17 protein-coding genes and 1 pseudogene are annotated in these 24,372 nt (G+C 71.5%); 4 read left to right on the forward strand and 14 right to left on the reverse strand.

The genetic code is table 11. From position 1 onward, the window contains the following. Nucleotides 1-59: 59 nt before the first annotated feature. From ACFY32_RS23830 to ACFY32_RS23845, 4 genes and pseudogenes are all read right to left on the reverse strand, one after another. On the reverse strand, nt 60-1,652 hold the full coding sequence (locus ACFY32_RS23830) for a cation acetate symporter (protein WP_359200112.1): 1,593 nt from the start codon (nt 1,650-1,652) through the stop codon (nt 60-62). Beyond that, entirely contained in the window at nt 1,649-2,203 is a 555-nt protein-coding gene (locus tag ACFY32_RS23835) for a DUF485 domain-containing protein (RefSeq protein ID WP_359200110.1), read from the reverse strand. The genes ACFY32_RS23830 and ACFY32_RS23835 overlap by 4 nt, the downstream gene beginning before the upstream one ends. Before the next feature lie 70 nt (nt 2,204-2,273). Then, nucleotides 2,274-2,480: pseudogene (locus ACFY32_RS23840) on the reverse strand (response regulator transcription factor); the annotation flags it as partial. 321 nt (nt 2,481-2,801) lie between these two features. Beyond that, entirely contained in the window at nt 2,802-4,925 is a 2,124-nt protein-coding gene (locus ACFY32_RS23845; protein WP_359200108.1) for a DNA topoisomerase IV subunit B, read from the reverse strand. 441 nt (nt 4,926-5,366) lie between these two features. Here ACFY32_RS23845 and ACFY32_RS23850 point away from each other — a divergent pair, with 441 nt between their 5' ends. After that, nucleotides 5,367-5,597 (forward strand): hypothetical protein, encoded by a 231-nt coding sequence (locus tag ACFY32_RS23850; protein WP_359200106.1) that lies wholly within the window; start codon nt 5,367-5,369, stop codon nt 5,595-5,597. Nucleotides 5,598-5,681: 84 nt separating this feature from the next. On the opposite strand, the gene ACFY32_RS23855 is transcribed toward ACFY32_RS23850, so the two are convergent. The 7 genes from ACFY32_RS23855 to ACFY32_RS23885 form a co-directional block, all read right to left on the reverse strand. Further along, nucleotides 5,682-6,578, reverse strand: a complete 897-nt coding sequence (locus tag ACFY32_RS23855; RefSeq protein WP_390675191.1) for a S1 family peptidase — start codon at nt 6,576-6,578, stop codon at nt 5,682-5,684. Between the two features lie 147 nt (nt 6,579-6,725). Continuing rightward, nucleotides 6,726-8,258, reverse strand: coding sequence for an RNA polymerase sigma factor (locus ACFY32_RS23860; RefSeq protein WP_359200102.1), 1,533 nt, complete (start codon nt 8,256-8,258; stop codon nt 6,726-6,728). 416 nt (nt 8,259-8,674) lie between these two features. Continuing rightward, the gene (locus tag ACFY32_RS23865; RefSeq protein WP_359200100.1) at nt 8,675-9,562 is read right to left on the reverse strand and encodes an FCD domain-containing protein; all 888 of its coding nucleotides are present in this window, start codon (nt 9,560-9,562) and stop codon (nt 8,675-8,677) included. Between the two features lie 162 nt (nt 9,563-9,724). After that, on the reverse strand, nt 9,725-11,680 hold the full coding sequence (locus ACFY32_RS23870; protein ID WP_390675192.1) for an ATP-binding cassette domain-containing protein: 1,956 nt from the start codon (nt 11,678-11,680) through the stop codon (nt 9,725-9,727). A gap of 205 nt (nt 11,681-11,885) precedes the next feature. After that, nucleotides 11,886-12,644 (reverse strand): NUDIX hydrolase, encoded by a 759-nt coding sequence (locus ACFY32_RS23875; protein WP_359200096.1) that lies wholly within the window; start codon nt 12,642-12,644, stop codon nt 11,886-11,888. A gap of 131 nt (nt 12,645-12,775) precedes the next feature. Next, complete coding sequence (locus ACFY32_RS23880; protein WP_359200094.1) at nt 12,776-14,695, reverse strand: glycogen debranching N-terminal domain-containing protein; 1,920 nt, start codon at nt 14,693-14,695, stop codon at nt 12,776-12,778. 414 nt (nt 14,696-15,109) lie between these two features. Continuing rightward, complete coding sequence (locus ACFY32_RS23885; RefSeq protein ID WP_390675193.1) at nt 15,110-16,834, reverse strand: DUF4192 domain-containing protein; 1,725 nt, start codon at nt 16,832-16,834, stop codon at nt 15,110-15,112. 199 nt (nt 16,835-17,033) lie between these two features. Between ACFY32_RS23885 and ACFY32_RS23890 the strand changes: the two genes are divergently transcribed. Together ACFY32_RS23890 and ACFY32_RS23895 are read left to right on the forward strand one after the other, a co-directional pair. Beyond that, on the forward strand, nt 17,034-19,199 hold the full coding sequence (locus tag ACFY32_RS23890; RefSeq protein WP_390675194.1) for a RecQ family ATP-dependent DNA helicase: 2,166 nt from the start codon (nt 17,034-17,036) through the stop codon (nt 19,197-19,199). Nucleotides 19,200-19,515: 316 nt separating this feature from the next. Continuing rightward, nucleotides 19,516-20,130, forward strand: a complete 615-nt coding sequence (locus tag ACFY32_RS23895; protein ID WP_359200088.1) for a hypothetical protein — start codon at nt 19,516-19,518, stop codon at nt 20,128-20,130. Nucleotides 20,131-20,470: 340 nt separating this feature from the next. Here ACFY32_RS23895 and ACFY32_RS23900 read toward each other — a convergent pair whose 3' ends face one another. The 3 genes from ACFY32_RS23900 to ACFY32_RS23910 form a co-directional block, all read right to left on the reverse strand. Beyond that, nucleotides 20,471-21,103, reverse strand: a complete 633-nt coding sequence (locus ACFY32_RS23900) for a hypothetical protein (RefSeq protein ID WP_359200086.1) — start codon at nt 21,101-21,103, stop codon at nt 20,471-20,473. 67 nt (nt 21,104-21,170) lie between these two features. Then, nucleotides 21,171-21,872 carry a ribonuclease HII gene (locus ACFY32_RS23905; RefSeq protein WP_390675195.1) on the reverse strand — a complete coding sequence of 234 codons (702 nt, stop codon included), beginning with the start codon at nt 21,870-21,872 and terminating at the stop codon, nt 21,171-21,173. Between the two features lie 81 nt (nt 21,873-21,953). Further along, nucleotides 21,954-22,574 (reverse strand): TetR/AcrR family transcriptional regulator, encoded by a 621-nt coding sequence (locus tag ACFY32_RS23910; RefSeq protein ID WP_359200082.1) that lies wholly within the window; start codon nt 22,572-22,574, stop codon nt 21,954-21,956. A 187-nt stretch (nt 22,575-22,761) separates the two neighbouring features. Between ACFY32_RS23910 and ACFY32_RS23915 the strand changes: the two genes are divergently transcribed. Continuing rightward, entirely contained in the window at nt 22,762-24,309 is a 1,548-nt protein-coding gene (locus ACFY32_RS23915; protein WP_359200080.1) for an MFS transporter, read from the forward strand. The last annotated feature ends 63 nt before the right edge of the window (nt 24,310-24,372 follow it).

Here is a 24,372-nt window from a genome sequence, read left to right on the forward strand (position 1 = left end):
CGGTGGGGCGCTCTCCGGCCGCACGGCGCCCACCGGTACGGCGGTACAGGCGCCGTCCGTCAGACGGCTCCCGCCCCCGTCAGTGACCGGACTTCCGTCTCGGCGTGCCGGGCGCCGTCCGGTCTCTCCCGTGAGGTGACCGTGCCGAGCCAGCCGGCCAGGAAGCCCAGGGGGATCGAGACCAGCCCGGGGTTCTGCAGCGGGAAGCACTGGAAGTCGAGGCGCGGGAACAGCGCGGCGGGGCTGCCCGACACCACGGGCGACACCAGGACGAGCACGACGGCCGGGACCAGCCCGCCGTAGACGGCCCACACCGCGCCGCGGGTGGTGAAGCGACGCCAGAACAGGGAGTAGAGCAGCACCGGGAGGTGCGCGGAGGCGGCGACGGCGAAGGCGAGGCCCACCAGGAAGGCGACGTTGAGGTCGCGGGCGAGCAGGCCGAGCGCGATGGCGACCGCGCCGACACCGACGGCGGCGAGGCGTGCCACGGCCACCTCGCCGCGCGGCTCGGCGGCACGGCGGCGCAGCGACGCGTACAGGTCGTGCGCCACCGACGCCGACGAGGCCAGCGTGATCCCGGCGACCACCGCGAGGATGGTGGCGAAGGCCACGGCGGCGACGACGGCGAAGAGAACCGTCCCCCAGGTGGAGTCCGCGCCGCCGCCCAGGTCGAGGGCGAGGAGCGGAACCGCCGTGTTCCCGGCCGCGTTCGACTCCCGGACGGTGCTCGTCCCGACGATCGCCGCGGCCCCGAAGCCCAGCACGATCGTCATCAGGTAGAAGCCGCCGATGAGTCCGATCGACCAGATCACCGACCGCCGGGCCGCGCGGGCCGTGGGCACGGTCCAGAAGCGGGACAGGATGTGCGGCAGTCCGGCCGTGCCGAGGACCAGGGCGAGCCCGAGGCTGATGAAGTCGAACCGGGAGGTCCAGCCGCCGCCGTAGATGAGCCCCGGCGCGAGGAACTCCTCGCCGTGCCCGCTGCGTTCGGCCGCGGTGAGCAGCAGCCGGTTGACGTCGCCGTGGAAGCGGACCAGGACGAGCGCGGTCAGCGCCACCGTGCCGCCGAGCAGCAGGACCGCCTTCACGATCTGAATCCAGGTGGTGGCCCGCATCCCTCCCAACGACACATGGACGACCATGAGCGCGCCGACGCCGATGACGGTCCAGGTCTGCGCCGCCTCACCCGTACCACCGAGCAGCAGCGCGACCAGGCTGCCCGCCCCCACCATCTGCGCCACCAGGTAGAGAACGGACACGGTGACCGAAGAGGTTCCCGCGGCGATCCGCACCGGACGTTCCCTCATCCGCGCGGCGACCACGTCGGCCAGGGTGAAGCGGCCGCAGTTGCGCACCAGTTCCGCGACCAGGAACAGCACCACCAGCCATGCCACCAGGAAGCCCACTGAGTACAGCATCCCGTCGTAGCCGTAGAGCGCGATCAGGCCCGAGATGCCGAGGAAGGACGCGGCGGACATGTAGTCGCCGGCGATGGCGAAACCATTCTCCATGGGCGAGAAGAGACGGCCGCCCGCGTAGAACTCCTCCGCCGAGCCGCGCCGGTGCCGGCTCACCCAGGTCGTGATCGCCAAGGTGACCGCCACGAACCCGCTGAACAGCAGCAGCGCCGGTGTCTGATGCTCTCCCGTCACGGGGCACCGCCCCGGGTCCGGGTCAGTTCCTGTGTCTTCCAGCGCAGGTCCAGCGCCGCCCGGTCCCTGCGCAGCCGGGCGTGCCGGGCGTAGGCCCAGGTGAGCAGGAAGGTGGTGAGGAACTGGCCGAGCCCGGCCAGCATCGCCACGTTCACCGCTCCGGCCACCGGCCGGGCCATCAGCTCCGGTGCCGTCGTGGCGGCCACCACATAGGCGACGTACCACGCGAAGAAGCCGGTGGTCGCGGGCACCACGAACCGTCGATACCGGCTGCGCACCTCCTGGAACGCCGCGCTCCGCTGGACTTCCAGGTACACATCGGCCGAAGCCCGCACCCCGTCGTCCGCCGCCGGCCGTCCCCCCGACTGCACCGGCACCGCCCGGCCGCCCGCCGCCTCACCCCAGCCGGAGGCCAGGGCGTCGTACCAGGGGTCGTCGTATCCGGGGCTCGCGGGCGGCTGCGCCGGGGCGAGGCCCTGACCGACTCGATGCCTCCTGGCGCTCCCCGGACCACCCTGGTCACTGCGGAGACGATCGTTGCTCGACTGCATGGCCCAAGGATGGACAGAACGGGAAGATCCCCGACTCTTCTTCCTCTCCCGCTTCACCCCATCAGGTGACTCACTCCACGGTCGGCCGCACCAGCCCCTTCCCATAGGCGTAACGCACCGCCTGCGCCCGGTCCTTGAGCCCCGTCTTGCCGAACAGGTTGTTGATGTGCGTTTTCACGGTCGCGGTCGACACATGCAGCTTCCGGGCGATCTCCTGGTTGCTGAGGCCCTCGGCGATCAGCACCAGCACCTCCGTCTCCCGGGTGGTGAGTCCCTCCGTGAGAGTGATGGGGTGTCGGCGGAGAGTTCCGCCGACGCCTTCGACGCTACGGAAAGCGGCAGGTCCCGGGATCGGAGCCAGGGTGGATCACGGGTGGATCGTCACGCGGCGGATCTCTACCCGCGGGTGGAGAAGACGCCTCGGCCTCGCGGGATCGCCCCGCCGGCGGGGACGCGGAACAACAGGGTCCCGTAAGCGGACCGGGAGGTCCCGAGCACGGAACGGAAGGAGCTGTCCGGGGATCGAGAGGTCCCGGACGCCGGCGGGGACGGCCCCCGGGTGATCGCCCCCGAAGACCGCCCCGCCCCCGTCCCGCGGCTACGCGTCGATGCGCGACCGGTCGAGCGTCGCCGCCGAGTTCGAGATGAACTCCTTGCGGGGCGCGACGTCGTTGCCCATCAGCAGGTCGAAGACCTGCTCGGCGGACTCCAGGTCGGTGAGGTTGATCCGGCGCAGGGTACGGCGCCGCGGGTCCATGGTCGTCTCGGCCAACTGGTCGGCGTCCATCTCACCGAGGCCCTTGTACCGCTGGATGGAGTCCTTGTACCGGATGCCCTTGGTCTGGAACTCCATGAGCTTGTCGCGCAGCTCGCGGTCCGAGTACGTGTACACGTACTTGTCCTGGCCCTTCTTCGGCTGGACCAGCTCGACGCGGTGCAGCGGCGGCACGGCGGCGAAGACACGTCCGGCCTCGACCATGGGGCGCATGTAGCGGTGGAACAGCGTCAGCAGCAGCGTGCGGATGTGCGAGCCGTCCACGTCGGCGTCGGTCATCATGATGATCTTGCCGTAGCGTGCCGCGTCGATGTCGAAGGTCCGGCCCGAGCCGGCTCCTATGACCTGGATGATCGCGCCGCACTCGGCGTTCTTCAGCATGTCCGACACGGAGGACTTCTGAACGTTGAGAATCTTGCCGCGGATCGGCAGCAGTGCCTGGAACTCGGAGTTGCGGGCGAGCTTGGCGGTGCCGAGCGCGGAGTCGCCCTCGACGATGAACAGCTCGCTGCGGTCGACGTCGTCGCTGCGGCAGTCGGCGAGCTTGGCCGGCAGCGAGGAGGACTCCAGGGCCGTCTTGCGGCGCTGGGCGTCCTTGTGCTGACGGGCGGCGATCCGGGTACGGGCCGCGGCGACGGCCTTCTCCATGACGACCCGCGCCTGCTGGGCGGCGTCCCGCTTGGTGGAGGTCAGGAACGCCTTGAGTTCCTTGGTCACGACGTTGTTCACGATACGGCGGGCCGCCGAGGTGCCGAGCACCTCCTTGGTCTGCCCCTCGAACTGGGGCTCGGCGAGCCGGACGGTGACGACCGCCGTGAGTCCCTCCAGGGCGTCGTCCTTGACGATGTCGTCCTCGGCGACGCGCAGCAGCTTCTTGGCGCGCAGCACCTCGTTCATCGTCTTGGCGACGGCCTGCTCGAAACCGGCGACATGGGTGCCGCCCTTGGGCGTGGCGATGATGTTGACGAACGACCTGAGCGTCGTGTCGTAACCGGTTCCCCAGCGCAGCGCGACGTCGACGCCCAGTTCACGGGTGACCTCGGTGGGGGTCATCTGGCCGCGGTCGTCCAGGACGGGGACGGTCTCCTTGAAGGTGCCCTGCCCGGTGAAGCGGAGCACATCGCAGACGGGCCGGTCGGTGGCCAGGAACTCGCAGAACTCGCTGATGCCCCCGTCGAAGCGGAAGGACTCCTCGCCCTTGCTGCCGCCCTCGCCGAGGCCGTACTCGTCGCGCACGACGATGGTCAGGCCCGGCACCAGGAACGCGGTCTGGCGGGCGCGCTGGTGCAGGTTGTCCAGGGAGAGCTTGGCGTCCTTGAGGAAGATCTGCCGGTCGGCCCAGTACCGCACGCGCGTGCCGGTGCGGGACTTGGGGATCTTCTTGGCCTTGCGCAGCCCGCTCCCGGCCTCGAACCGGGCGTCCGGCCCCGCGGTGGCGAAGGCACCGGGCACGCCGCGGCGGAAGCTGATGGCGTGGCTGTGCCCGTCGCGGTCCACCTCGACGTCCAGGCGCGCGGACAGGGCGTTCACCACGGAGGCGCCGACGCCGTGCAGACCGCCGGAGGCGGCGTACGAGCCGCCACCGAACTTGCCGCCGGCGTGCAGCTTGGTCATGACGACCTCGACGCCGGACAGGCCGGTCTTGGGCTCGACGTCCACCGGGATGCCGCGGCCGTTGTCCCGGACCTCCACCGAGCCGTCGTCGTGGAGGATCACCTCGATGTGGTCGCAGTAGCCTCCGAGGGCCTCGTCCACGGAGTTGTCGATGATCTCCCACAGGCAGTGCATCAGGCCACGGCTGTCCGTGGACCCGATGTACATGCCAGGGCGCTTGCGCACGGCCTCGAGCCCCTCGAGGACGAGCAGGTGCCGCGCGGTGTAGTTGGAACCGTCCCGGTCTGCTCCTGCCAGCAGAGCTGTGGACGGCACGGACGTCTCGGCGGTCACGCGGTTCGCTCCTCGCTGAATTTCAGATGGGCCCTGGTGGGTAAGGGCGCGGGGTCTTTCACCGGTCAGAGGGTACCGATGCCTGGTAGAGCCGTTGTCACGCCACCCTCGTCGGCGACTCAGCCTAGTCCAGAGTCGCATGCATGTTCGATCCCTCGATGGAGTGAAGTACACATCACGTTCCCTTCGAGGCATGAACCATTTAGGCTCCGGGCACGTCCTCATGAACAAACCGGCAACCCAGCCGGCCGGACCGACATTGACCGACAGCGCGAACCCGTACGACACATAGACACGCAATACGGCACATTCGCCGCCACCCGGCAACAGCCAGCCTCCTCGGAAAGTTTTTTTCGAGGAAATGCCACGAGCGGGAACGTTTTGGGGCTGGTTGGATGTTGACCCTGGTACGACAGCTCGTCGAGCTAGAGAAGAGGCGACGTGACTACTGTTCTGACTTCCGCGAGCCCGCTGACGGCCGCTGACCGATGCGACCGTTGCGGCGCCCAGGCATACCTGCGCGTCGTCCTGCTGAGCGGCGGAGAACTGCTCTTCTGCGCCCACCACGGGCGCAAGTTCGAGCCGGAACTCAAGAAGATCGCCGCTGAGATACAGGACGAGAGCGAGCGCCTGACCAGCGACCAGGCAAGCGCCTCCGAAGAAGAGCGCTGATATATCGCGTCCCACGACGAGCGAGCCCGGCACAGGCCGGGAACCAGGGCGGCCCCCTCCACACCCGGAGGGAGCCGCCCTCGCTCATGTTCCAGCGGCCCCCTGGTCGCCCCTGGGTGGCCGTCTGACGGCCCCCGGGGTGGCTTCGGCCCCGTTGCCCCACCCCAGCGTCCGCAGTACGGCGGACAGGCGCGTGTAGACCCCGGGGCTGCCCGATCGGCCGCACGCGCCGCCCCACGAGACGAGGCCGATGAGCTTGCCGCCGGCCACCAGCGGCCCGCCGCTGTCCCCCTGGCAGGCGTCCCGGCCGCCCGCCACCTCGCCCGCGCACAGCATCGTGTCGGGAAGGTACTGACCCACGTCACCGCCCGGATACGCCTCCTCACAGACGGAATCGGACAGCACGCGCACGCGTGCCGCGTGCAGAGTCGTCGGATAGTCCCCGGCGCCGGAGGTGTCACCCCATCCGTAGACGACGGCGCCCGTGCCCGGCAGGTAGGCGGGATCGCCGGCGGGCGCCATGGCTATGGCGGAGCCGGGCGGCAGCGCCTCGCCCAGGGTCAGTACGGCGAAGTCGCCGGCGTTGGCCACGTCGTCGTGTCCGGGGTTCACCCAGATGTCGCGGACCGCTATCTCGCGGCCCCCGTCCGACAGGAGGTCGCCGCGTCCGGCGACGACCTTCAGGTCGGGCACCTGCCCGGGTGGTACTCCCAGGGCTTCCGCGCCCAGGCAGTGCGCTGCCGTCAGCACGGTGGTCCGGCCGACGGCCACTCCCCCGCAGAACTGTCCCGCCCTCGTACCCCCGAACCGGTCACGGCTGGTCAGGGCCACGGTCCACGGACTGTCGGACACATCGACGGGAAAGCCTCCGACGACAACGCCGTCGGCGGGCGCGGGAGCGGCGGACGTCAGCGGAACGACGGTCGCGGCGACGGCCAGGATCAACGGCCGGGCCAGTGCCCGAGCAGAAGGACGACGCATGCGGACCTCTCACTCTGTGGCGCACATGGGACACCCAGAGTGATCCAGTCGGCGGCACCCCGCACCCCGGCCGGCGGCACCGCCCGCACGGCCGACAGGGCCCGGTCCCCCGCGGGGGACCGGGCCCTGTCGGCCGTGCGGCGTGACCTAGTCGAGGTAGTCGCGCAGCACCTGGGAACGCGACGGGTGGCGCAGCTTCGACATGGTCTTGGACTCGATCTGGCGGATGCGCTCGCGGGTGACCCCGTACACCTTGCCGATCTCGTCGAGGGTCTTCGGCTGACCGTCGGTGAGACCGAAACGCATGGAGACGACGCCCGCCTCGCGCTCGGACAGGGTGTCCAGGACGGAGTGCAACTGCTCCTGCAGGAGCGTGAAGCTCACCGCGTCGGCCGGGACGACCGCCTCGGAGTCCTCGATGAGGTCGCCGAACTCGCTGTCGCCGTCCTCGCCCAGCGGGGTGTGCAGCGAGATGGGCTCACGGCCGTACTTCTGGACCTCGATGACCTTCTCGGGGGTCATGTCGAGTTCCTTGGCCAACTCCTCCGGGGTGGGCTCGCGGCCCAGGTCCTGGAGCATCTGGCGCTGCACGCGAGCGAGCTTGTTGATGACCTCGACCATGTGCACCGGGATACGGATGGTGCGGGCCTGGTCGGCCATCGCGCGGGTGATCGCCTGACGAATCCACCAGGTGGCGTACGTGGAGAACTTGTAGCCCTTGGTGTAGTCGAACTTCTCGACCGCGCGGATCAGACCGAGGTTGCCCTCCTGGATGAGGTCCAGGAAGAGCATGCCGCGGCCGGTGTAGCGCTTGGCCAGGGAGACCACCAAGCGGAGGTTGGCCTCCAGGAGGTGGTTCTTGGCACGGCGCCCGTCCTCGGCGATGATCTCCAGCTCGCGCTTCAGCTTCGGGGCGAGCTTGTCGGCGTTGGCCAGCTTGTCCTCGGCGAACAGACCGGCCTCGATGCGCTTGGCGAGCTCGACCTCCTGCTCGGCGTTGAGCAGCGGGACCTTGCCGATCTGCTTGAGGTAGTCCTTGACCGGGTCGGCGGTGGCACCGGCCGCGGCGACCTGCTGGGCCGGCGCGTCGTCCTCGTCCTCGTCGGACAGGACGAAGCCGGCGTTCTCGGTGCCCTCGGGCTCGTCGGCGACCTTGGTGTCCTCGAGCACCTCTTCCTCGAGGATCTCGGCGTCGTCCTTCTTGCCCGTGGTCTTCTTGGCCACCGCCTTCTTCGCGGTGGCGGTCTTCTTGGCGGCCGCCTTCTTGGCGGTCGTCTTCTTCGCGGCCGCCTTCCTGGCAGTCGTCTCTTCCTCGGCGGCGGGGTCGGCGGCGGGCGCTGCCGGGGTGGCGGCGGTGGCGGTCTTCCGGGTGGCCACCGTCTTCGCCGCGACCGTCTTGGTGGCGGTGCGCTTGGCGGGGCTCTTCGCTGCGACGCTCTTTCGGGTGCGCTTGGGCTCTGCGGCACTGACCATCAGCGTCACACCCTCTTCCTCGAGGATCTGGTTGAGGCTGCGCAGTACGTTCTTCCACTGAGTGGCCGGAATCTGGTCAGCTTCGAAGGCCCGACGCACGTCATCGCCGGCGATCTGCCCCTCAGCCTTTCCCCGCTCAATGAGCGCCATGACAGAGACGGACTCGGCGATCTCCGGCGGGAGCGTACGGGATGTGCTGGCCGACACGAACAACCTCTCGGAACGTTGAAAACGGCTTCCGGCCCCGTCCAGGCGGACAGGAGCCGACCGCCGGCTTGGGGATGGGCCGACGGCGCGGGCGGGGGCCGGGAGATGCACAGCGCCGTGAACGGCGTCCGTATTCCCTCCTCGGCTGTCACCTCTTAGGTCATCGCGCTGTTTCCGCGAGCGTTACGCCCAATCCGCGTGGCCCGAGTCACACCCCGTAAGCGCTCAAAAGTGTTCATATACGTACAAATGTGTTCGCTGATGGTGTCGGCCCGGACAGACCGGGGAGCGGTGTGATCACACCATCGGACCCCGCAGAACCATGGCGGCTCTGCGGGGTCGACGGCCGCGGCGAGCCGGCCGGGCGTCGCCACAGGAGGGGGTGGCCCGCCCGCCCGCGCCGCTTCGTGGAGCGGTCAGTGCTCCCGCGGGGCGGGCACCACGCGCTCCACCTCGGGGTGGACGGTGAGCAGTTGCCGCATGGCCGTTTCGGCCGCGCCGCCGTCGCCCGCGGCCAGCGCGTCGGCGATCCGGGCGTGCTGCGCCAGCGACGCCTCGGTCGGGCGGTCACAGCCGGCGACCGGGCCGCCGGAGACCTGGAGGGCGGCGGACACGATGCCCGAGAGGTGCTCCAGCATGCGGTTGCCCGCGACCTGGATGAGCAGGGAGTGGAACTCGGCATCGGCACGCGCGAAGGTGAGCGCGTCACCCTGGCTCATGGCGTGACCCATGATGCCGACCATGTCGGTCAGGCGCTGCTGGACGTCCTCGCGCCCGTGCCCGGCGGCGAGGCGCGCGGCGAGCGGCTCGATCGTCCAGCGCAGCTCGCTCAGCTCGCGTCGCTGGTCATCGCGCTGCGGCCCGAACGCCCGCCATTCGATGATGTCCGGGTCCAGCAGATTCCAGTCGCTGACGGGACGCACGCGCGTGCCGACGTTCGGCCGGGCACTCACCAGGCCCTTGGCCTCCAGGACCCGCAGCGATTCGCGGACGACGGTCCGGGACACCTCGAAACGCTGGCCGATCTCCTCGGGCACCAGCGGGCGGTCGGCGCCCAGGTCACCGGAGACGATCATCTGGCCGAGCTGCTGGACGAGTTGCCCGTGCAGCCCGCGTCCGCGGCTGCCCGCGGCGCGCCGGCCCACGCGGCCCAGCTCCGAATCCGTCCCTTCCCAGGCGGGGATTCCGACGCGGTCGACGCCGGGCGCCTCGGCGTAGGAGTAGCGGTCGAGTTCGCCCGAGTTCGCGAGGCCTGAGTCGGCGGAGCGGGCGGCGGTCATCATGGTGTGCGCAAGGGTACTCACGCATCCTTTGTCGGCGCTGTTCCCAACTCCCTTGAGGTCTTTGGTGAAAAGCACACGAAAGGGTGATCGCTCACCCCGTCGCAATTGACGCCTTATCGGAAAGAAATGGGCTTTCCCCGGGGAGTTGTGCACACGGCCGGACCGGGAGCTCACGGACGGTGGTCATCGGACCCTGCCGCGCAGGGTCGTCACCAGATACGCGCAGAGCAGGGCGGTCAGGGACAACGTGAGCGCACTGCCGACGGGTTGGGCGAGCGCGAGGATCACGGCCTCCACGTACCGCTCCCCGCCGAACGGCCACTGGGCCAGGAGCACCTCCCGCAGCCGCAGCGGGAAGCCCGCCGCGGTCCGCACGGAGTGACTCTCCCAGACCGCTTGTACGAGGGGTACGACGAGGACGGGTACGGCGACCACGGCCGCGAGCCCGGCCGTGGTCGACCGGAAGACGCCCGCCGCCAGTACACCGGCCCAGGCGCAGCCGACCACCAGGCAGATCCAACCCGCGCCCAGCGTCAGCCACTCCGGGGGAACCTGCGCGAGTTCCCGTCCGTAGAACAGGTGCAGCACCTCGGCGTCGCAGCCCACCGTGAGGAGCGCCAGCAGCAGCGCGGTGGCCGCGGAGACGAGGAGCTTGGCGGTCAGCAGCCCCAGCCGACAGGGCACCGTGCCGCGGTCCGCCGCCAGGGCGGGGTGGCGGAACTCGTCCCCGAAGGCCAGCGCCCCCAGCAGCCCCGCCCCGAGCGCCGCGGGCGGCAGGGGCAGCTCCCGCGGCCACGCGGCGAGCAGCCGCGGTTGCGGAGTGTGACCGATGCGGGCCAGGAGTACGGCGGTGACGGCGGACACGGCGAGTACGACGGCCCCGGTGACGAACCCGGTGCCGATCCCGACCGCGCGGCGGAACTCGTAGCGGAGGGGGCGGAGGGGGCTGGGCGCCGAGCGGACGGAGATAGGGGGCGGGAGGGGCGAGGAGGGGGCGCCAGATGTCGGTCCGGCGGGGTTGAAAGAGCCGTGTGTGCGGAGGGGCTCGGGGGGCTGATGGTGCTGGGGTGACTGATGTGTCTGGGGTGACCGGAGGGGCTTTGTGGGCTGCTGGGGTTCTAGAGGCTGCTGGGACTTCGGCGGCTGCTGAGATTCGAGGGGCTGCTGGGATTCGTGGAGCTGCTGGGACTCTTCCGGTTTCCTCGCGAGGGCCCCCGGGGCAGTGGCAGTGGCAGTGGCAGTGGCAGTGGGCGAGGGTGTGTCCGGGCCCATGTCGCCGACCTCGTCGGCCAGTTGGTGGACGAGGATGCCGTTCCGGAAGGCGACTTCGCCCACTTCGGCGCATGCACTGCCGTACACGGAGAGGCGGTTGCCGCCCTCGCGGACCACCTCTACGGAACGGTGCGTGGTGCGGGCCTCCTTGGCGAGGAGGGCGGCGAGGCGCGCGGCGTGCGGGGTGCGGACGGCGACACGGGGGCGCAGCCGGGTGCGGGAGAAGTCGGCGGCCTCCTGGTCGGCGGCGAGCCTGCCCTGGTTCAGGGTGACCACGCGGTCGGCGGTGCGTGCGGCTTCCTTGGGGTCGGCCGTGGCGTAGAGGACGGTGCCGCCCTGGGTGGCGTACGCGCGCAGGGCGTCGTGCAGCCAGCGGCTTTCGGGGGTGGAGAGCCCGCGCGCCGGGTCGTCGAGCACGAGCGTGTGCGGATCGGCGAGCAGGGCGCAGGCCAGGCCGAGACGGCGGTCCATGCCGCGGGACAGGGTGCCGAGGCGTTCGTCGCGCAGGCTCACGAGTTCGACGGTTTCCAGGATTTCGTCGGCGCGGCGGATCGTGACTCCGGCCGCCGCGCACAGCATGCGCAGATGTCCGCGGACCGTACGGGCCGGGTGGCCGGGTACATCGCCGAGCAGGACGCCGACTTCCCGCGACGGGTGGGCGATGCGGTGCAGGGGGCGGCCTCTGAAGTGGGTGATGCCACGGCCGCGTTGCAGTTCGAGCATGAGTCTCAGCACTGTCGTCTTTCCGGCGCCCGGTGCTCCGAGCAGTGCGGTGACGCGGCCCGCGTGCGCCTCGAAGGAGACGTCGTCGACGACGGGCGGAAGCTCTTTGCGAGGGCTGCTGGTCAGTCCGATGGCCTGGATCACCCGTAGCAAGATAGCGCGGTATGCCCAGTTTTGTAGGCATCGCAGGGCTCACACCGCGTTGAGGACGGGCTCCGCCGGTTCGGTGTTCGACCGCCGGTGGTTCGGCGGTCCTTTGCCGATGCCGGTGCTCGTCGTTCGCTGGTTGCTGGTCTCAGTCGCTGGTTGCCGTCCGAGCCGTTCGGCACCGATGCGCGGATGCGTGCTGTCAGACCTCGGGGCGCAGCATGGGCGGGTTGAGGAGCGTCGCGCCGCCGGCGCGGAAGAGTTGGGCCGGGCGGCCTCCCTGGCGTGTGGTGGTCCCCCCGGTGGGCACGAGGAACCCCGGGGTGCCTGTGACCTTGCGGTGGAAGTTGCGCGGGTCGAGCGCCACGCCCCAGACCGCCTCGTAGACGCGGCGCAGCTCGCCGACGGTGAACTCGGGCGGGCAGAACGCCGTGGCCAGCGACGAGTATTCGATCTTGGAGCGGGCTCGTTCCACGCCGTCGGCCAGGATCTGGGCATGGTCGAAGGCCAGGGGTGCCACGGGTTCGCCGTCGCGGCCGTAACCGGCCTGCTCCAGCAGTTCCTCGACCGGTGCCCAGCGGGCGTTGCTCGCGTCACCACCGGCGCGCGGCGCGGGGAGATCGGGTGCGAGAGCCAGGTGAGCGACGCTCACCACCCGCATCCTGGGGTCGCGCTCGGGATCGCCGTACGTCGCCAACTGCTCGAGGTGGGCGCCGTTGTCCTGGACGGGCACCGCGGGGTCGTGGACGCACAGTCCCGTCTCCTCGGCCAGTTCGCGTGCCGCGGCCTGTGCCAGGTCCTCGTCGGCCCGGACGAATCCGCCAGGGAGGGCCCAGCGCCCCTGGAACGGCGCCTCGCCCCTGCGCACCGCCAGCGCGCACAGGGAATGACGGCGCACGGTCAGTACGACCAGGTCCACGGTGACGGCGAAAGGCGGGAAGGCTGACGGGTCGTAGGGCATGCCGCGATCATAGTCGTCTTCCTGACGATAAACACGTCCTTCGGCAGCGCCGCCGGTGGATGATCCGCCGGTGACCAGCATGGCTCGCTCCACCCGTTCCGAGGCATTGAGCGGGGCTGCCACAGCGCAGGTCACACCCCCAGTTGCAGCCCGTCGGCGGCCTCCTCGACCATGGCCAGCCCGAGTCTGCTGACTCGTACCGAGAAGGGCGCGCCCGCGACGCTCAGCCCGGTGAAGACGATCTCACCCAGGGGTGCGCTGCGCAGCGGGCGCAGCGTGATCGTGCCGGCCGGGGCATCGGGGCGGATGCCCGCGAGTGCGGTCAGCAGCAGGACGCCGCTTGCCGCGGCCGTGGCGGCGGGGCGGCAGGCCGCAGGGTGCGGCAGGGGTGCGCTGCCCTCGCTGCGCTGCTCTCCCGCGTACATCTCGGGCAGTCGGTGGCCGAACGCCTCGGCCGCTGCGAGCACGCCGCGCAGCAGCGAACCCGCCTCCTTCTCGTATCCGGCGGCGGCCAGTCCCGTCACCGCGATCGCCGTCTCGTGGACTCGTACGGCGCCCGCGCGATGGCCGAACGGGTTGTAGCCCGCTTCCTTGGCGCCGAGGCTTCGCAGTCCCCAGCCGGAGTCCATGGCCGGGCCTCCCAGCAGCCGGGCGAGCTGGTCGGTCTGCGTCTTGTCCAGCAGACCCGGGGCGGGTGCGCCTCCGCCCAGCAACCCGGTGTCGAGGAGGTGAGCGGCCGCCGAGCCCAGGTGCGGTACGGGGCGCCCGTCACGGGCACGAGCGGCGGCGGGCCGGCCGCCGCCGAGGTCGTCGATCCAGAAGTCGCGCTGGAACGCCGTCCGCAGCGCGCTCGCCCACTGCCGCAGTCCGGCACCGCCCGGTCTGCCCTGGGCGTCGAGCAGATCGGCCCCGAGGAGGGCCGCCCGGTGGGCGTGGGCCTGGGTGTCGCAGCGGGCGGGGCCGCCGGGGCGCGGGTCGTGCACATAGGTGCCGTCTCCCACGGTGGTGCGCAGCCAGGTCAGGCAGCGCTCGGCCGCCGGGAGCAGTTCCTCCGTGTCCTGCTCGGGCAGCCCCCAGCGGTGGGCTTCCGCAAGGAGGGCGGGGAAGATCAGGGTGGCCTCGACACCGGTGCAACTGGGTGGTAGGTGCGGGCCGGCGTCGCGTCGGGCTCCGGGAATCATGCCGAAGCGCGGTCCTGGGGCGAAGATCTGTCCTCGAGCGAGGATGCGAAGGGTGCCCGCGGCGAGACGGGTGCCGAGGGGCAGTGTCATCCGGGCGGCGGCGAGTGCCTCGGCGGGGGACAGACCGCAGCGCCACGGGGCGCCGGCCGCGAGATGAACGTCGGTTCGGTGCGCGGGGTCCCGCAGGAGCAGGGCCCGGAGATCCTCGACGCTCGTCCGCAGGAGTGCCCGCACTCCAGGATCGTCACCTGCCGCCTCGGGCAGGGACAGCGGGCTGGTCGCCGCACGGCCCACGGCCCGTACCGGCCCCGCGCCGTCCGGCCGCACTCTCAGTTCCAGGCTGGCGCTGCCGCCGGGTGGCAGTTCGAACTCCCAGCGCAGCAGTCCGGCCGAGGCCAGCGCGTCGGCGGGCGGCGGGTCGGCTGTGACCGAGGAGGTCCGTGCGGGGCCGGACCAGCGCAGACCGGAGTCGTGGACGGTCGCCGGCAGCTCGGGCCCGTCGGTGCCCGCGGCGATCGCGCCCAGGTCCGCCAGGTCGGTGCCGAGGGCCACTTCGACCGGTAGCCGAAGCGGGCGGTGTGCCCAGTTGCGCAGTGTGATCCGCTCCGTGCCGTCCGCGTGGCGGACCCGCTCGACCATCACGTCCGGGTCCGGCCCCGGCGGGGAGGTCACCCGCAGGGTCGCGACGAAGCGGGCGCGGTCGGCGGCGGTCATCCGTGCCTGGACCGGAACGGGTTCGCGTCCGCCGATCAGGAGTCGGCACCGGGAGAGCAGGCGCACACCCGCGCGGTAGAACCCTTCCAGTCCGCGACCGGTCAGTTGTCCCTGCTCCGTGGAGATGGCCAGGCCCGGGAGGGCGACGCAGACCATGCCGACGTGGGTGGGCGGCAGGCCGGCGGGCCTCCGGGTCCCCGGTGGGTGCGCGCTCGGTGCCCGGCCGCCGCCCGCGCGGAGTGGGGCTGAGGACGGGAGCGGAGGTGGGGTCGGGGCGTGCCGGGCAGGAGCCGGGGCCGCGTGGGAGCCGGGGCGGGGGACTGGGCCCTGGCCCGGCCCACAGGGCAGAGGTGCGCCGCCCATGGCGGACCTTGGGTCGTCGGTGCCGGCCGGCGGAGTCGGCTGATGCATGGAAGGGCTTCCTCTGCGCTCGATACGCCTCGGGCGGAAACGGCACCGGGAGCGGACTCCGGCGCCGCGGGAGCGGTACGGCAGCAGGGTCCGTGGGGGCACTCCGCCACTCAGGTGAACGGAACCGATGTCGTTCGAGTCACGCCCACGCCCGGACGGTCATTCCTCGTCCCCGGGTCGCTCCGTGCCGTGCGTCCCCGGGCCGGCGTTCCGTCGGGCTGCCCCGGACGCGGGGCGCGGACGTGCCGTACGGCCCGTCGACGTGTCGCGCGGCCGCGCGCCGCCAGTGGGGGCGTGCGGGCGCACGGTGTTCCTCCCCGGCTCCCGGCCTTCCCGTGCTCCGGGGCGACGGCGAGTGCCGGACGTCGCGGTCGCACACGTGCGCCGACGACAGCCGCCGGAGGCCGGCTCGGTCGTGGGGACGGCCCACCCCCGGGCCTCTGCCGTCTCCTCGACACCTCCGGTCTTCCCGACACCTCCGGTCTTCCCGGCACCTCCGGTCTGCCTGACGCTCACGGCCTGCCCGCCGCCTCCGGCCGGCCCGCCGCCTCCGGCCTGCCCGCCACCGTCCGCTTCCCCTCCCTCGGCGTCGCCCCGGAGGCGGTCTCCGCGTGCGGCGCGCAGACAGTGGCGTACCGCTTCCGGGTCGAGTCCCTCGTTGCATGCCTGGTGCAGGAGACGGGCGAAGAGGTACTCGGGGTCCGCGCCCAGGGCCATGGCCAGTGCTTCGCGGGCTTCGAGTTCGTCACCGGCGGACCAGGCGACCCAGCCCGCCAGGGTGAGGGGCGCGGCCGCGTGCTCGCCGTACGATCCGACGCAGCGGCGGGCCAGTGCACGCCACAGGCGCAGGGCCGGGCCGGCCTCGTCGGCCTCCATCCATTCGGCCGCGCGGTCGCGGGTGGTGCGGTCCTGCAGCCCGATGATCAGCTTCGCGGCCTCGCCGTGGTCCAGCAGCCCGTCGTCGCGACGGTCCGACTCCGCCACGCCGGCCAGGAACGGGGCTTCGTCCAGTCGCTTCATCACACGGTCCGCCAGGGCCAGGGTCTCCCGTGCCACGTCCTCGCCCTCCTCCTCGCTGAGCATGCGGGGGATCAGCGTCAGGCCGGCCCGGTCGAGGGCGGCCTCCTGCTCGGCGGCGGCGAAGTCGTCACGGGGCAGCAGCCTGGCCCGCAGTTCGCGGAGGGTGCCGCGCACCTGAATGCCCGCGTACGTGGCGGCCGCGGCCAGCACGGACGTACCCGGCAGGCCCATCGGAACCCCCTCGGCCGGGCAGCAGGACCGGTCGTCGCAGCAGTACGACCAGAAGCGTCCGTCGGAGATGCACAGGGCCTCGACCACCGGCACGTCGAAGGTGCCGCACTCGACGCGGAGTTTCTGCGCCAGCGGTCGTAGCCGGGACATCACCTGCTGGCCCGATTCACCCTTCGAAGGTTCCTGGCAGAGGTAGGCGACCATCTGCTCGGGCCGGGCGCCCCTGCGTTCGCTGCCGGTCACCAGGCCGTGCACCAATTGCCGGGCGGCGGAGTCCCAGTCGTCCGGGTTCGCGGGGACGCCCAAGCGGGCCCGGCCGCCGAAGCGGCCGCGTCCGTCCCGATCGTGCAGCGCTACCAGGACGATGCTGTCCTCCGGACGGTGGCCGAGGAGATAGGGCAGGGCGTCGGCCAGTTCGGCCGGGGTGCGCAGGGTGATCGGGTGCTCGTCGGCGTGACCGTCGTAGGTCGTGCGGGCGGGGTTGTCCGGCCGCTCGCCTCCGCCGATGTCGCCGATGCCGCTGATGTGGCTCTTGTCGAGCTTGTCGCTGTGGTGGCCGTTGTCGCCCTTGTCGCTGTGGTGGCCGTTGTCGCCGCTGTCGGAAGGTCCGGTCGTTTCGCTGTGGTTCGTCATGGCCCGACGATCTCGCGGATCACGGAATCCCGCTTCACCCTGTGGATAACTTCGATCAGGCACACGACAACGCGACAGGTTTTCCCTCGTCCCAGAGCCGGACCGTCCTCGATCACCGCCCAGCCGTCACCCACCCACCCCCGCCCGGTCGTCGGGTGTGGCGTGCCCGTTGTCAGTGCTGTCCTGTTGTATGGGACGCATGGAGCACACGAGCAACGCGGACCTCCGGGCGGCCGCGGACACGGTCCTCGCCCGCCTCGTCGGGGACGCCTCCGGCGCGGCCCGACTGCGCGAGGACCAGTGGCGGGCGATCGAGGCGCTGGTCGCCGACCGTCGCCGGGCCCTGGTGGTCCAGCGCACCGGCTGGGGCAAATCCGCGGTCTACTTCGTGGCCACGGCGTTGCTGCGGGCCCGGGGCAGCGGCCCGACCGTGATCGTCTCCCCCTTGCTCGCGCTGATGCGCAACCAGGTCGAGTCCGCGGCCCGAGCCGGCATCCACGCCCGGACCATCAACTCGTCCAACACCGAGGAGTGGGACGCGGTACAGGACGAGATCACCGCCGGAGAGGTCGACGTCCTGCTGGTGAGCCCGGAGCGGCTCAACAACCCGGACTTCCGTGACCAGGTGCTGCCCAAGCTCGCTGCCGCGACCGGTCTGCTGGTGGTGGACGAGGCGCACTGCATCTCCGACTGGGGCCACGACTTCCGCCCGGACTACCGGCGCCTGCGCACCATGCTCGCCGATCTGCCGCCCGGGGTGCCGGTGCTGGCGACCACCGCCACCGCCAACGCTCGCGTGACCGCCGATATCGCCGAGCAGCTCGGTACGGGAGGCACCTCGGACGCCCTGGTGCTGCGCGGGCCGCTGGACCGGGAGAGCCTGAGCCTGGCCGTGCTGCGCCTGCCGGACGCCCCGGCGCGCATGGCCTGGCTGGCCGACCACCTCCACGAGCTGCCGGGCTCGGGGATCATCTACACGCTCACCGTGGCCGCCGCCGAGGAGGTCACGGCCTTCCTGCGCCGGCGCGGGCACACGGTCACCGCCTACACCGGCAAGACGGAGAACGCGGAGCGGCAGCAGGCCGAGGAGGACCTGCTGGCGAACCGGGTCAAGGCGCTGGTCGCCACCTCCGCGCTCGGCATGGGCTTCGACAAACCTGACCTGGGCTTCGTGGTGCACCTCGGCTCGCCCTCCTCCCCCATCGCCTACTACCAGCAGGTCGGCCGTGCGGGACGCGGCGTCGAGCACGCCGAGGTGCTGCTCCTGCCGGGGAAGGAGGACGAGGCGATCTGGGAGTACTTCGCCTCACTCGCCTTCCCGCCCGAGGACCTGGTTCGCCGCACCCTCGACGTCCTCGCGCGGGCGGAGCGCCCCATGTCGCTGCCCGCTCTGGAACCCCTGGTGGAGCTGCGCCGTTCCCGCCTGGAGACCATGCTCAAGGTCCTCGACGTGGACGGCGCGGTGAAGCGCGTCAAGGGCGGCTGGACCGCGACCGGACAGCCGTGGACCTACGACGCGCAGCGGTACGACTGGGTCGCGCGGCAGCGCAAGGCCGAGCAGCAGGCGATGCGCGACTACGTGGCGACGCCGGACTGCCGGATGGAGTTCCTGCAACGGCAACTGGACGACGAGGGCGCCAAGCCCTGCGGTCGCTGTGACAACTGCGCCGGCCCGCGCTTCACCGCCGAGACGTCCGCCGACGCGCTCGGCGCCGCACGCGCCGATCTGGGCCGGGCGGGCGTCGAGGTGGAGCCGCGCCGCATGTGGCCCACCGGCCTGCCGGCGATCGGCGTCGACCTGAAGGGCCGTATCCCGGCCGGCGAACAGGCGGCGCCCGGCCGGGCCCTGGGGCGGCTGTCCGACATCGGCTGGGGCAACCGGCTGCGGCCCATGCTGGCCCCGCAGGCTCCCGACGGCCCGGTGCCGGACGACGTGGCCAAGGCCGTCGTAGGAGTACTGGCGGACTGGGCGAAAGGTCCCGACGGCTGGGCCGCGGGGGCGCCGGAGGGCAGGCCGCGGCCGGTCGGCGTCGTCAGCGTCGCCTCCCGCACCCGTCCGCGACTGATCGATTCCCTCGCGTCCCGCATCGCCGAGATCGGCCGGCTGCCGCTGCTGGGTTCGCTCGCGTACGCGGGCGACGCGCCCCGCATGTCCCGCAGCAACAGCGCCCAGCGGCTCAAGGCGCTCGACGGGGCGCTGACCGTGCCGCCCGGCCTCGCCTCGGCGCTCGCCGAGCAGCGGGGACCGGTGCTGCTGGTGGACGACTACACCGAGACCGGCTGGACCCTCGCCGTCGCGGCCCGGCTGCTCCGCCCGGCCGGCGCCCAGGAGGTGCTGCCCTTGGTCCTGGCCGTACAGGGCTGATTCCCCGAGGCGCCCGCTGTGCGCGGGTCATCCGCCCCTGGACGACGCGCGGTCGCGTCGCGTCGCGTACGAACGATGCCGGGGCCCGGGGGCCCCATGCGTCGTCCGGAGACACCCTGGGTAGGGATATAAAACGCGTATCGTCCGATACCGGTCGACCGCCCCAATTGCTCGTTGCCGCATCCAAGTTCGACAGGAAGAATTGAAGTCCGCTCCCCGCACGGCCCGTCCGTGATCCGGCAGGGCTTCACTGCGGTGCGCGCTCCCCCTAATCCGACCCTGCCCGAAGAGTGGGCGCGTAGCCGAAGGGAGGAACATGACCTTCGGATTCGCTCCGTCCTCAGCGGCGTCGCTGTCGTCGTCCGCCGCTTCCGCCAGCCGAGTACTCGAACCGGCGGAGTGGGCCGCTGCCGGGATACCGCTGTTGCGCAACCCCCGGGAGGTCGTCAGCGGACTGCACTCCCGGCACCGTCCCCGCCCGGCCACCGCGATCGTCGCCGTGCTGGACCCCGGCGAACGGCTGCGCGCGAGCGCCTCGTTCACCAGTCGGCCGGACCAGGCCGACGGATGGATGTTCCGCAACGTGCTGCTCGCCCAGTTGCGCCGGGTCATCCCGCACGATCTGCGCCGCCGCACCCCGGTGCGCACCGCCGTGCTGCTCTACTGCCGCGAAGGCGACGCGCGGTGGACCGAGGAGGACGGGGCGTGGATGTGGGGGCTGCGGGACGCCTGCACCCTGCACGGACTGCGCTGCGGGGCGTACATCACGCTGACCCGTGATGGCTGGCAGGTGCTGGGCGAGGGCCGGGGCGGGCGCCGCCCCAGCACGACGTCGGAGCCGGAGCCGTTCGCCACGTCGGAGGCACCGGTCCCGCCGCCGCGCACGGGCGGTGTCGCCTCCGAGGTACTGCGCCGCGCGGCGGCTCGCTGAGCACGTCCGGTACGCCGCCGGACACCCGGCGGACCGTGCCGCCGTCCAGCATCCGGCCCCCAGCACCCGGCGCCAGGCGCGAACACCCCTGGCACGCCCCCGAGATCGAGCACGTACGACACTGGCAGCCGCTCCGGCGTCGGACCGCTTGCACCACCCGCCACCCGGCGTGAGGCGCGGAGGCCCGAACCGTCGCGAGAACCGGTGCACGCCCCCCGTCACCGGCCCCCTACGGCTCCTGCCCGCGGGACATGCCGGAACCGCCTCCGTACGGATGCCGCACCACGGCCTGCACGCCGTCCCGGCACGGCGGGCCGGGCGCGACGAAAGCGGTCCCGGCTCAGACGCCCGCGCCCAGCACCGAGTTGATGCGCTCGGGATCGCCACAGACGATGAGCAGCGCACCCGCCCGGGAATGGGCCAGGGGCAGAGCGGTGGCGGCGGAGGCTTCCGGCCCGCCGTTGAGCGCGACCACGACCACGGGACGCGAACCGGCACGGTCCGCGGCGGCGGCGTCCGCGTAGAAGACGTCGTCGCGGGCGTCGTGCTGCGCCCAGTAGGCGGCCTCACCGAAGGACAGTTCGTGGGTGGCCCACGGATGCGGCTCACCGGTGGTCAGCACCAGCACGTCGCCGGGGGCGCGGCCCGAGTCCAGGAGCAGGTCCACGGCCTCTTCGGCGGCGTCGAGTGCGCCTTCCGCCGAAGCCGGGACCAGTTGGATCTGCGGGGCGGCCGAGGCGGCGGCGGGGGCGGGGGGCCCGGACGGTGCGGGCTGGGCGGCCGGCACGTCACGCGGGGTGCGTTGCGCCGGAGGCGTCGGCCGGTTCGGGCCGGGACGCCCGGGACGCGGCGGAGCCACGGGACGGGGGCCGGGTACGGGACGAGGGGTCGGCGCGGTGCGGCCGGTGGCCGGAGTGGCGCGGGGACCCTGGGCACTCTCGTGAATCTGAGGCTCCTCGGGAATGAGAGGCATGAGCTGATGTCTATCAAACGTTGGTGCGGCGCGCGTCAGCGGGTGGCACGTACGTGCGAGTGGAAGGTCAGAAATCGAAGCCGAGTTGACCCTCGATCTCCGGAACCTTGCTCTCCACCCACATGCGGGCCTTCTTCAGGTGCCGCCACTGGGGCAGCGCATCAAGATACGCCCACGACAACCGGTGGTACGGGGTGGGGCCCCGCTCCGCCAGTGCGGCCTTGTGCACGGGCGACGGATACCCGGCGTTGTCCGCAAAATCGAAGTCTGCATGGTCGACACCCAGTTCGGCCATCATTTTGTCGCGCTGCACCTTGGCGATCACCGAGGCCGCCGCGACCGCCACGCAGGACCGGTCGCCCTTGATCACCGTACGCACCCGCCACGGCGCCCCGAGGTAGTCGTGCTTGCCGTCGAGAATGACCGCGTCCGGGCGGACCGGCAGGGTCTCCAGGGCACGTACCGCCGCGAGTCGCAGCGCGGCCGTCATCCCCAGGTCGTCGATCTCCTCCGGAGAGGCATGGCCCAGCGAGTAGGACGTCACCCAGGTCCGCAGTTCCTCGGCCAGTTCGGTGCGCCGCCTGACGGTGAGCAGCTTGGAGTCGGTGAGGCCGACCGGGGGCCGGCGCAGTCCGGTCACCGCCGCGCAGACGGTGACGGGGCCGGCCCAGGCGCCGCGCCCCACCTCGTCGACACCGGCAATGATCTTCGCCCCGGTCGTGGCGCGGAGAGAGCGCTCGACGGTGTGAGTAGGTGGTTCGTACGGCATGGCGTCTTTAGCGTACGCCGCCTCGGACCTTGCCCGACACCCCGGTTCCCCGAGCCGGGGCGGAGCCCGCGCGAGGCGGGGTCACGAGTCGTCGGGCCGCAGCAGCGGAACCATCAGCTGGTCGATCATCTCCTCGATCTCGGAGTCGCTCCATTCGCAGTCGCAGATCTTCGACCGGTACATCATCATGGCCGGGACCGCGTCGAAGACGTACCCGTTCGCAGCTTCGGGGCGGACCTCATTGCGCTCGATACCGCGGGTTATCACCTCGCGCAGCATCCTGATGGTCGGCTCGATGACACCCTCGTAGATCACCGCATGGAAGCGTTCCATCTGCAGGTCGTCACATTCGTGAATGACCGACCGGAGGGCGAAACCGGGGCGGGAGAACATCGCGTCCCGGGCCCGGCGGCACAGGACGAGGAGGTCCTCGCGCACGCTCCCCAGGTCGGGCACCGTGTCGAAGCTCGGCAGCCCGGAGCGCAGCGCGTCGGCGACGAGATCCTCCTTGGAGGACCAGCGCCGGTAGACGGCGGCCTTGCCGGTCTGGGCACCGGCCGCCACGCCCTCCATCGTCAGGCCCTTCCAGCCGACCGTGCTGAGCTGTTCGAGCGCGGCGTCGAGGATCGCACGTTCGAGCACCGCGCCACGTCGGCGTGAAGCCGCCTGAGCGGAGGCGGCCTCCCAGTGCGAAGTAACCATTCAGGTGCCTCCAGGGGCAGAGGAAGCGGTCGTTCCACAGCGGGGGACGGCGCCGTGCGACCGCAACGGGGGGACGGTCCGCTCGGCGACGAAAAAAGGGAACGGTTGCGTTCACTGTACGAGAGTCACTACGGTTGGCGAGACAGTGAACGCGAGCGTTCACTAAGGCACTCATGGGGGACCCATAGTGACAACCTCTCCGCTGATCCACGACCAGAAGCCGGGCGCCGCCCGCCGGGAAGGGCATCCCGGCATCGCGCTCGCCGTCATCGCGGCCTGCCAACTCATGGTGGTCCTCGACGCGACGATTGTGAATATCGCACTCCCGCACATTCAAGACGCACTCAAGTTCAGCACGACCGACCTCACGTGGGTGGTCAGTTCCTACACACTCACCTTCGGCGGACTGCTGCTTCTCGGCGGCCGGGCCGGTGACATCCTGGGCCGGCGCCGGGTCTTCATGACCGGCATCCTGCTGTTCACCTTCGCCTCGCTGCTCGGGGGCTTCGCCCAGGAGCCCTGGCAGTTGCTCGCCGCACGTGTCCTCCAGGGCATGGGCGGCGCGATCGCGTCGCCCACCTCGCTGGCACTGATCACCACCACCTTCCCCGAGGGACCCGAACGCAACCGGGCCTTCGGTGTCTTCGCCGCCGTCTCGGCGGGCGGCGGCGCCATCGGCCTGCTGGCGGGCGGCATGCTCACCGAGTGGCTCGACTGGCGGTGGGTGCTCTTCGTCAACGTGCCGATCGGCGTGCTGATCGCGGTGCTCGCGCCGCTCTACATCAACGAGTCGCAACGGCACTCCGGCCGTTTCGACATCGCCGGCGCGGTGACGTCGACGACCGGCATGGCGTCCCTGGTGTACGGCTTCATCCGGGCGGCGGACGAAGGGTGGCGGGACAGCCTGACCATCGGGTCCTTCGTCGCCGCCGTGGTCCTGCTGCTGTCCTTCGCTCTTATCGAGTCCCGGGCCAAGGAGCCGATCACCCCGCTGCGGATGTTCGCCGACCGCAACCGCCTGGGCACGTACATCATCATGCTCAGCCTGGCCGCGGCGATGTTCGGCATGTTCTTCTACATCGTGCTGTTCGTGCAGAACGTGCTGGGCTACACCCCGATCGAGGCCGGTCTGGCCTTCCTGCCGGTCACCGTCGTGATCGCGCTCGGTGCGGGTCTGTCGCAGCGGTTCCTGCCGGTCCTCGGACCCAAGCCGTTCATGGTCGTCGGCTCGGCGCTCGCGGCGATCGGGCTCGGCTGGCAGGCCCTCATCAGCTCGGACAGCTCCTACGTCGGCGGGGTGCTGGGGCCCATGCTCATCTTCGGCTTCGGCATGGGGCTGAACTTCGTGACACTGACGCTCACCGCGGTCTCCGGGGTCGCCCAGCACGAGGCGGGCGCGGCCTCCGGGCTGCTCAACGCCATGCAGCAGGTCGGCGGATCGCTCGGTCTGTCCATCCTGACCACGGTGTTCGGCACGGCCAGCAAGGACGAGGCGGAGAAGCAACTGCCCGACTTCCTCGCCAACGCCTCGCCTGAGCAGCAGGCGGAGTTCGCCAAGACCCACCAGTTGCCCGCGCCCTGGGGGCACGAGGTACTGGCGCAGGGCATATCGGGGGCGTTCATCCCCGCCGCCGCGATGGCCGTCCTGGCGCTGGCCACGGCCTGGCTGGTCATCCGGGTCCGCAAGAGCGACCTGGAGGCCCTCTCCGGAGCCGGTGGGCCGGGACTCGGCTGACGACGGGGCAGACCTCCGGGCCGGCCGGGACCGGCCGGCGGACCTCGCAGGAGGAGTCCGCCG

Origin of the sequence: Streptomyces sp. NPDC000134, from assembly GCF_042899225.1 — a bacterium.
Classification (GTDB): Bacteria; Actinomycetota; Actinomycetes; order Streptomycetales; family Streptomycetaceae; genus Streptomyces.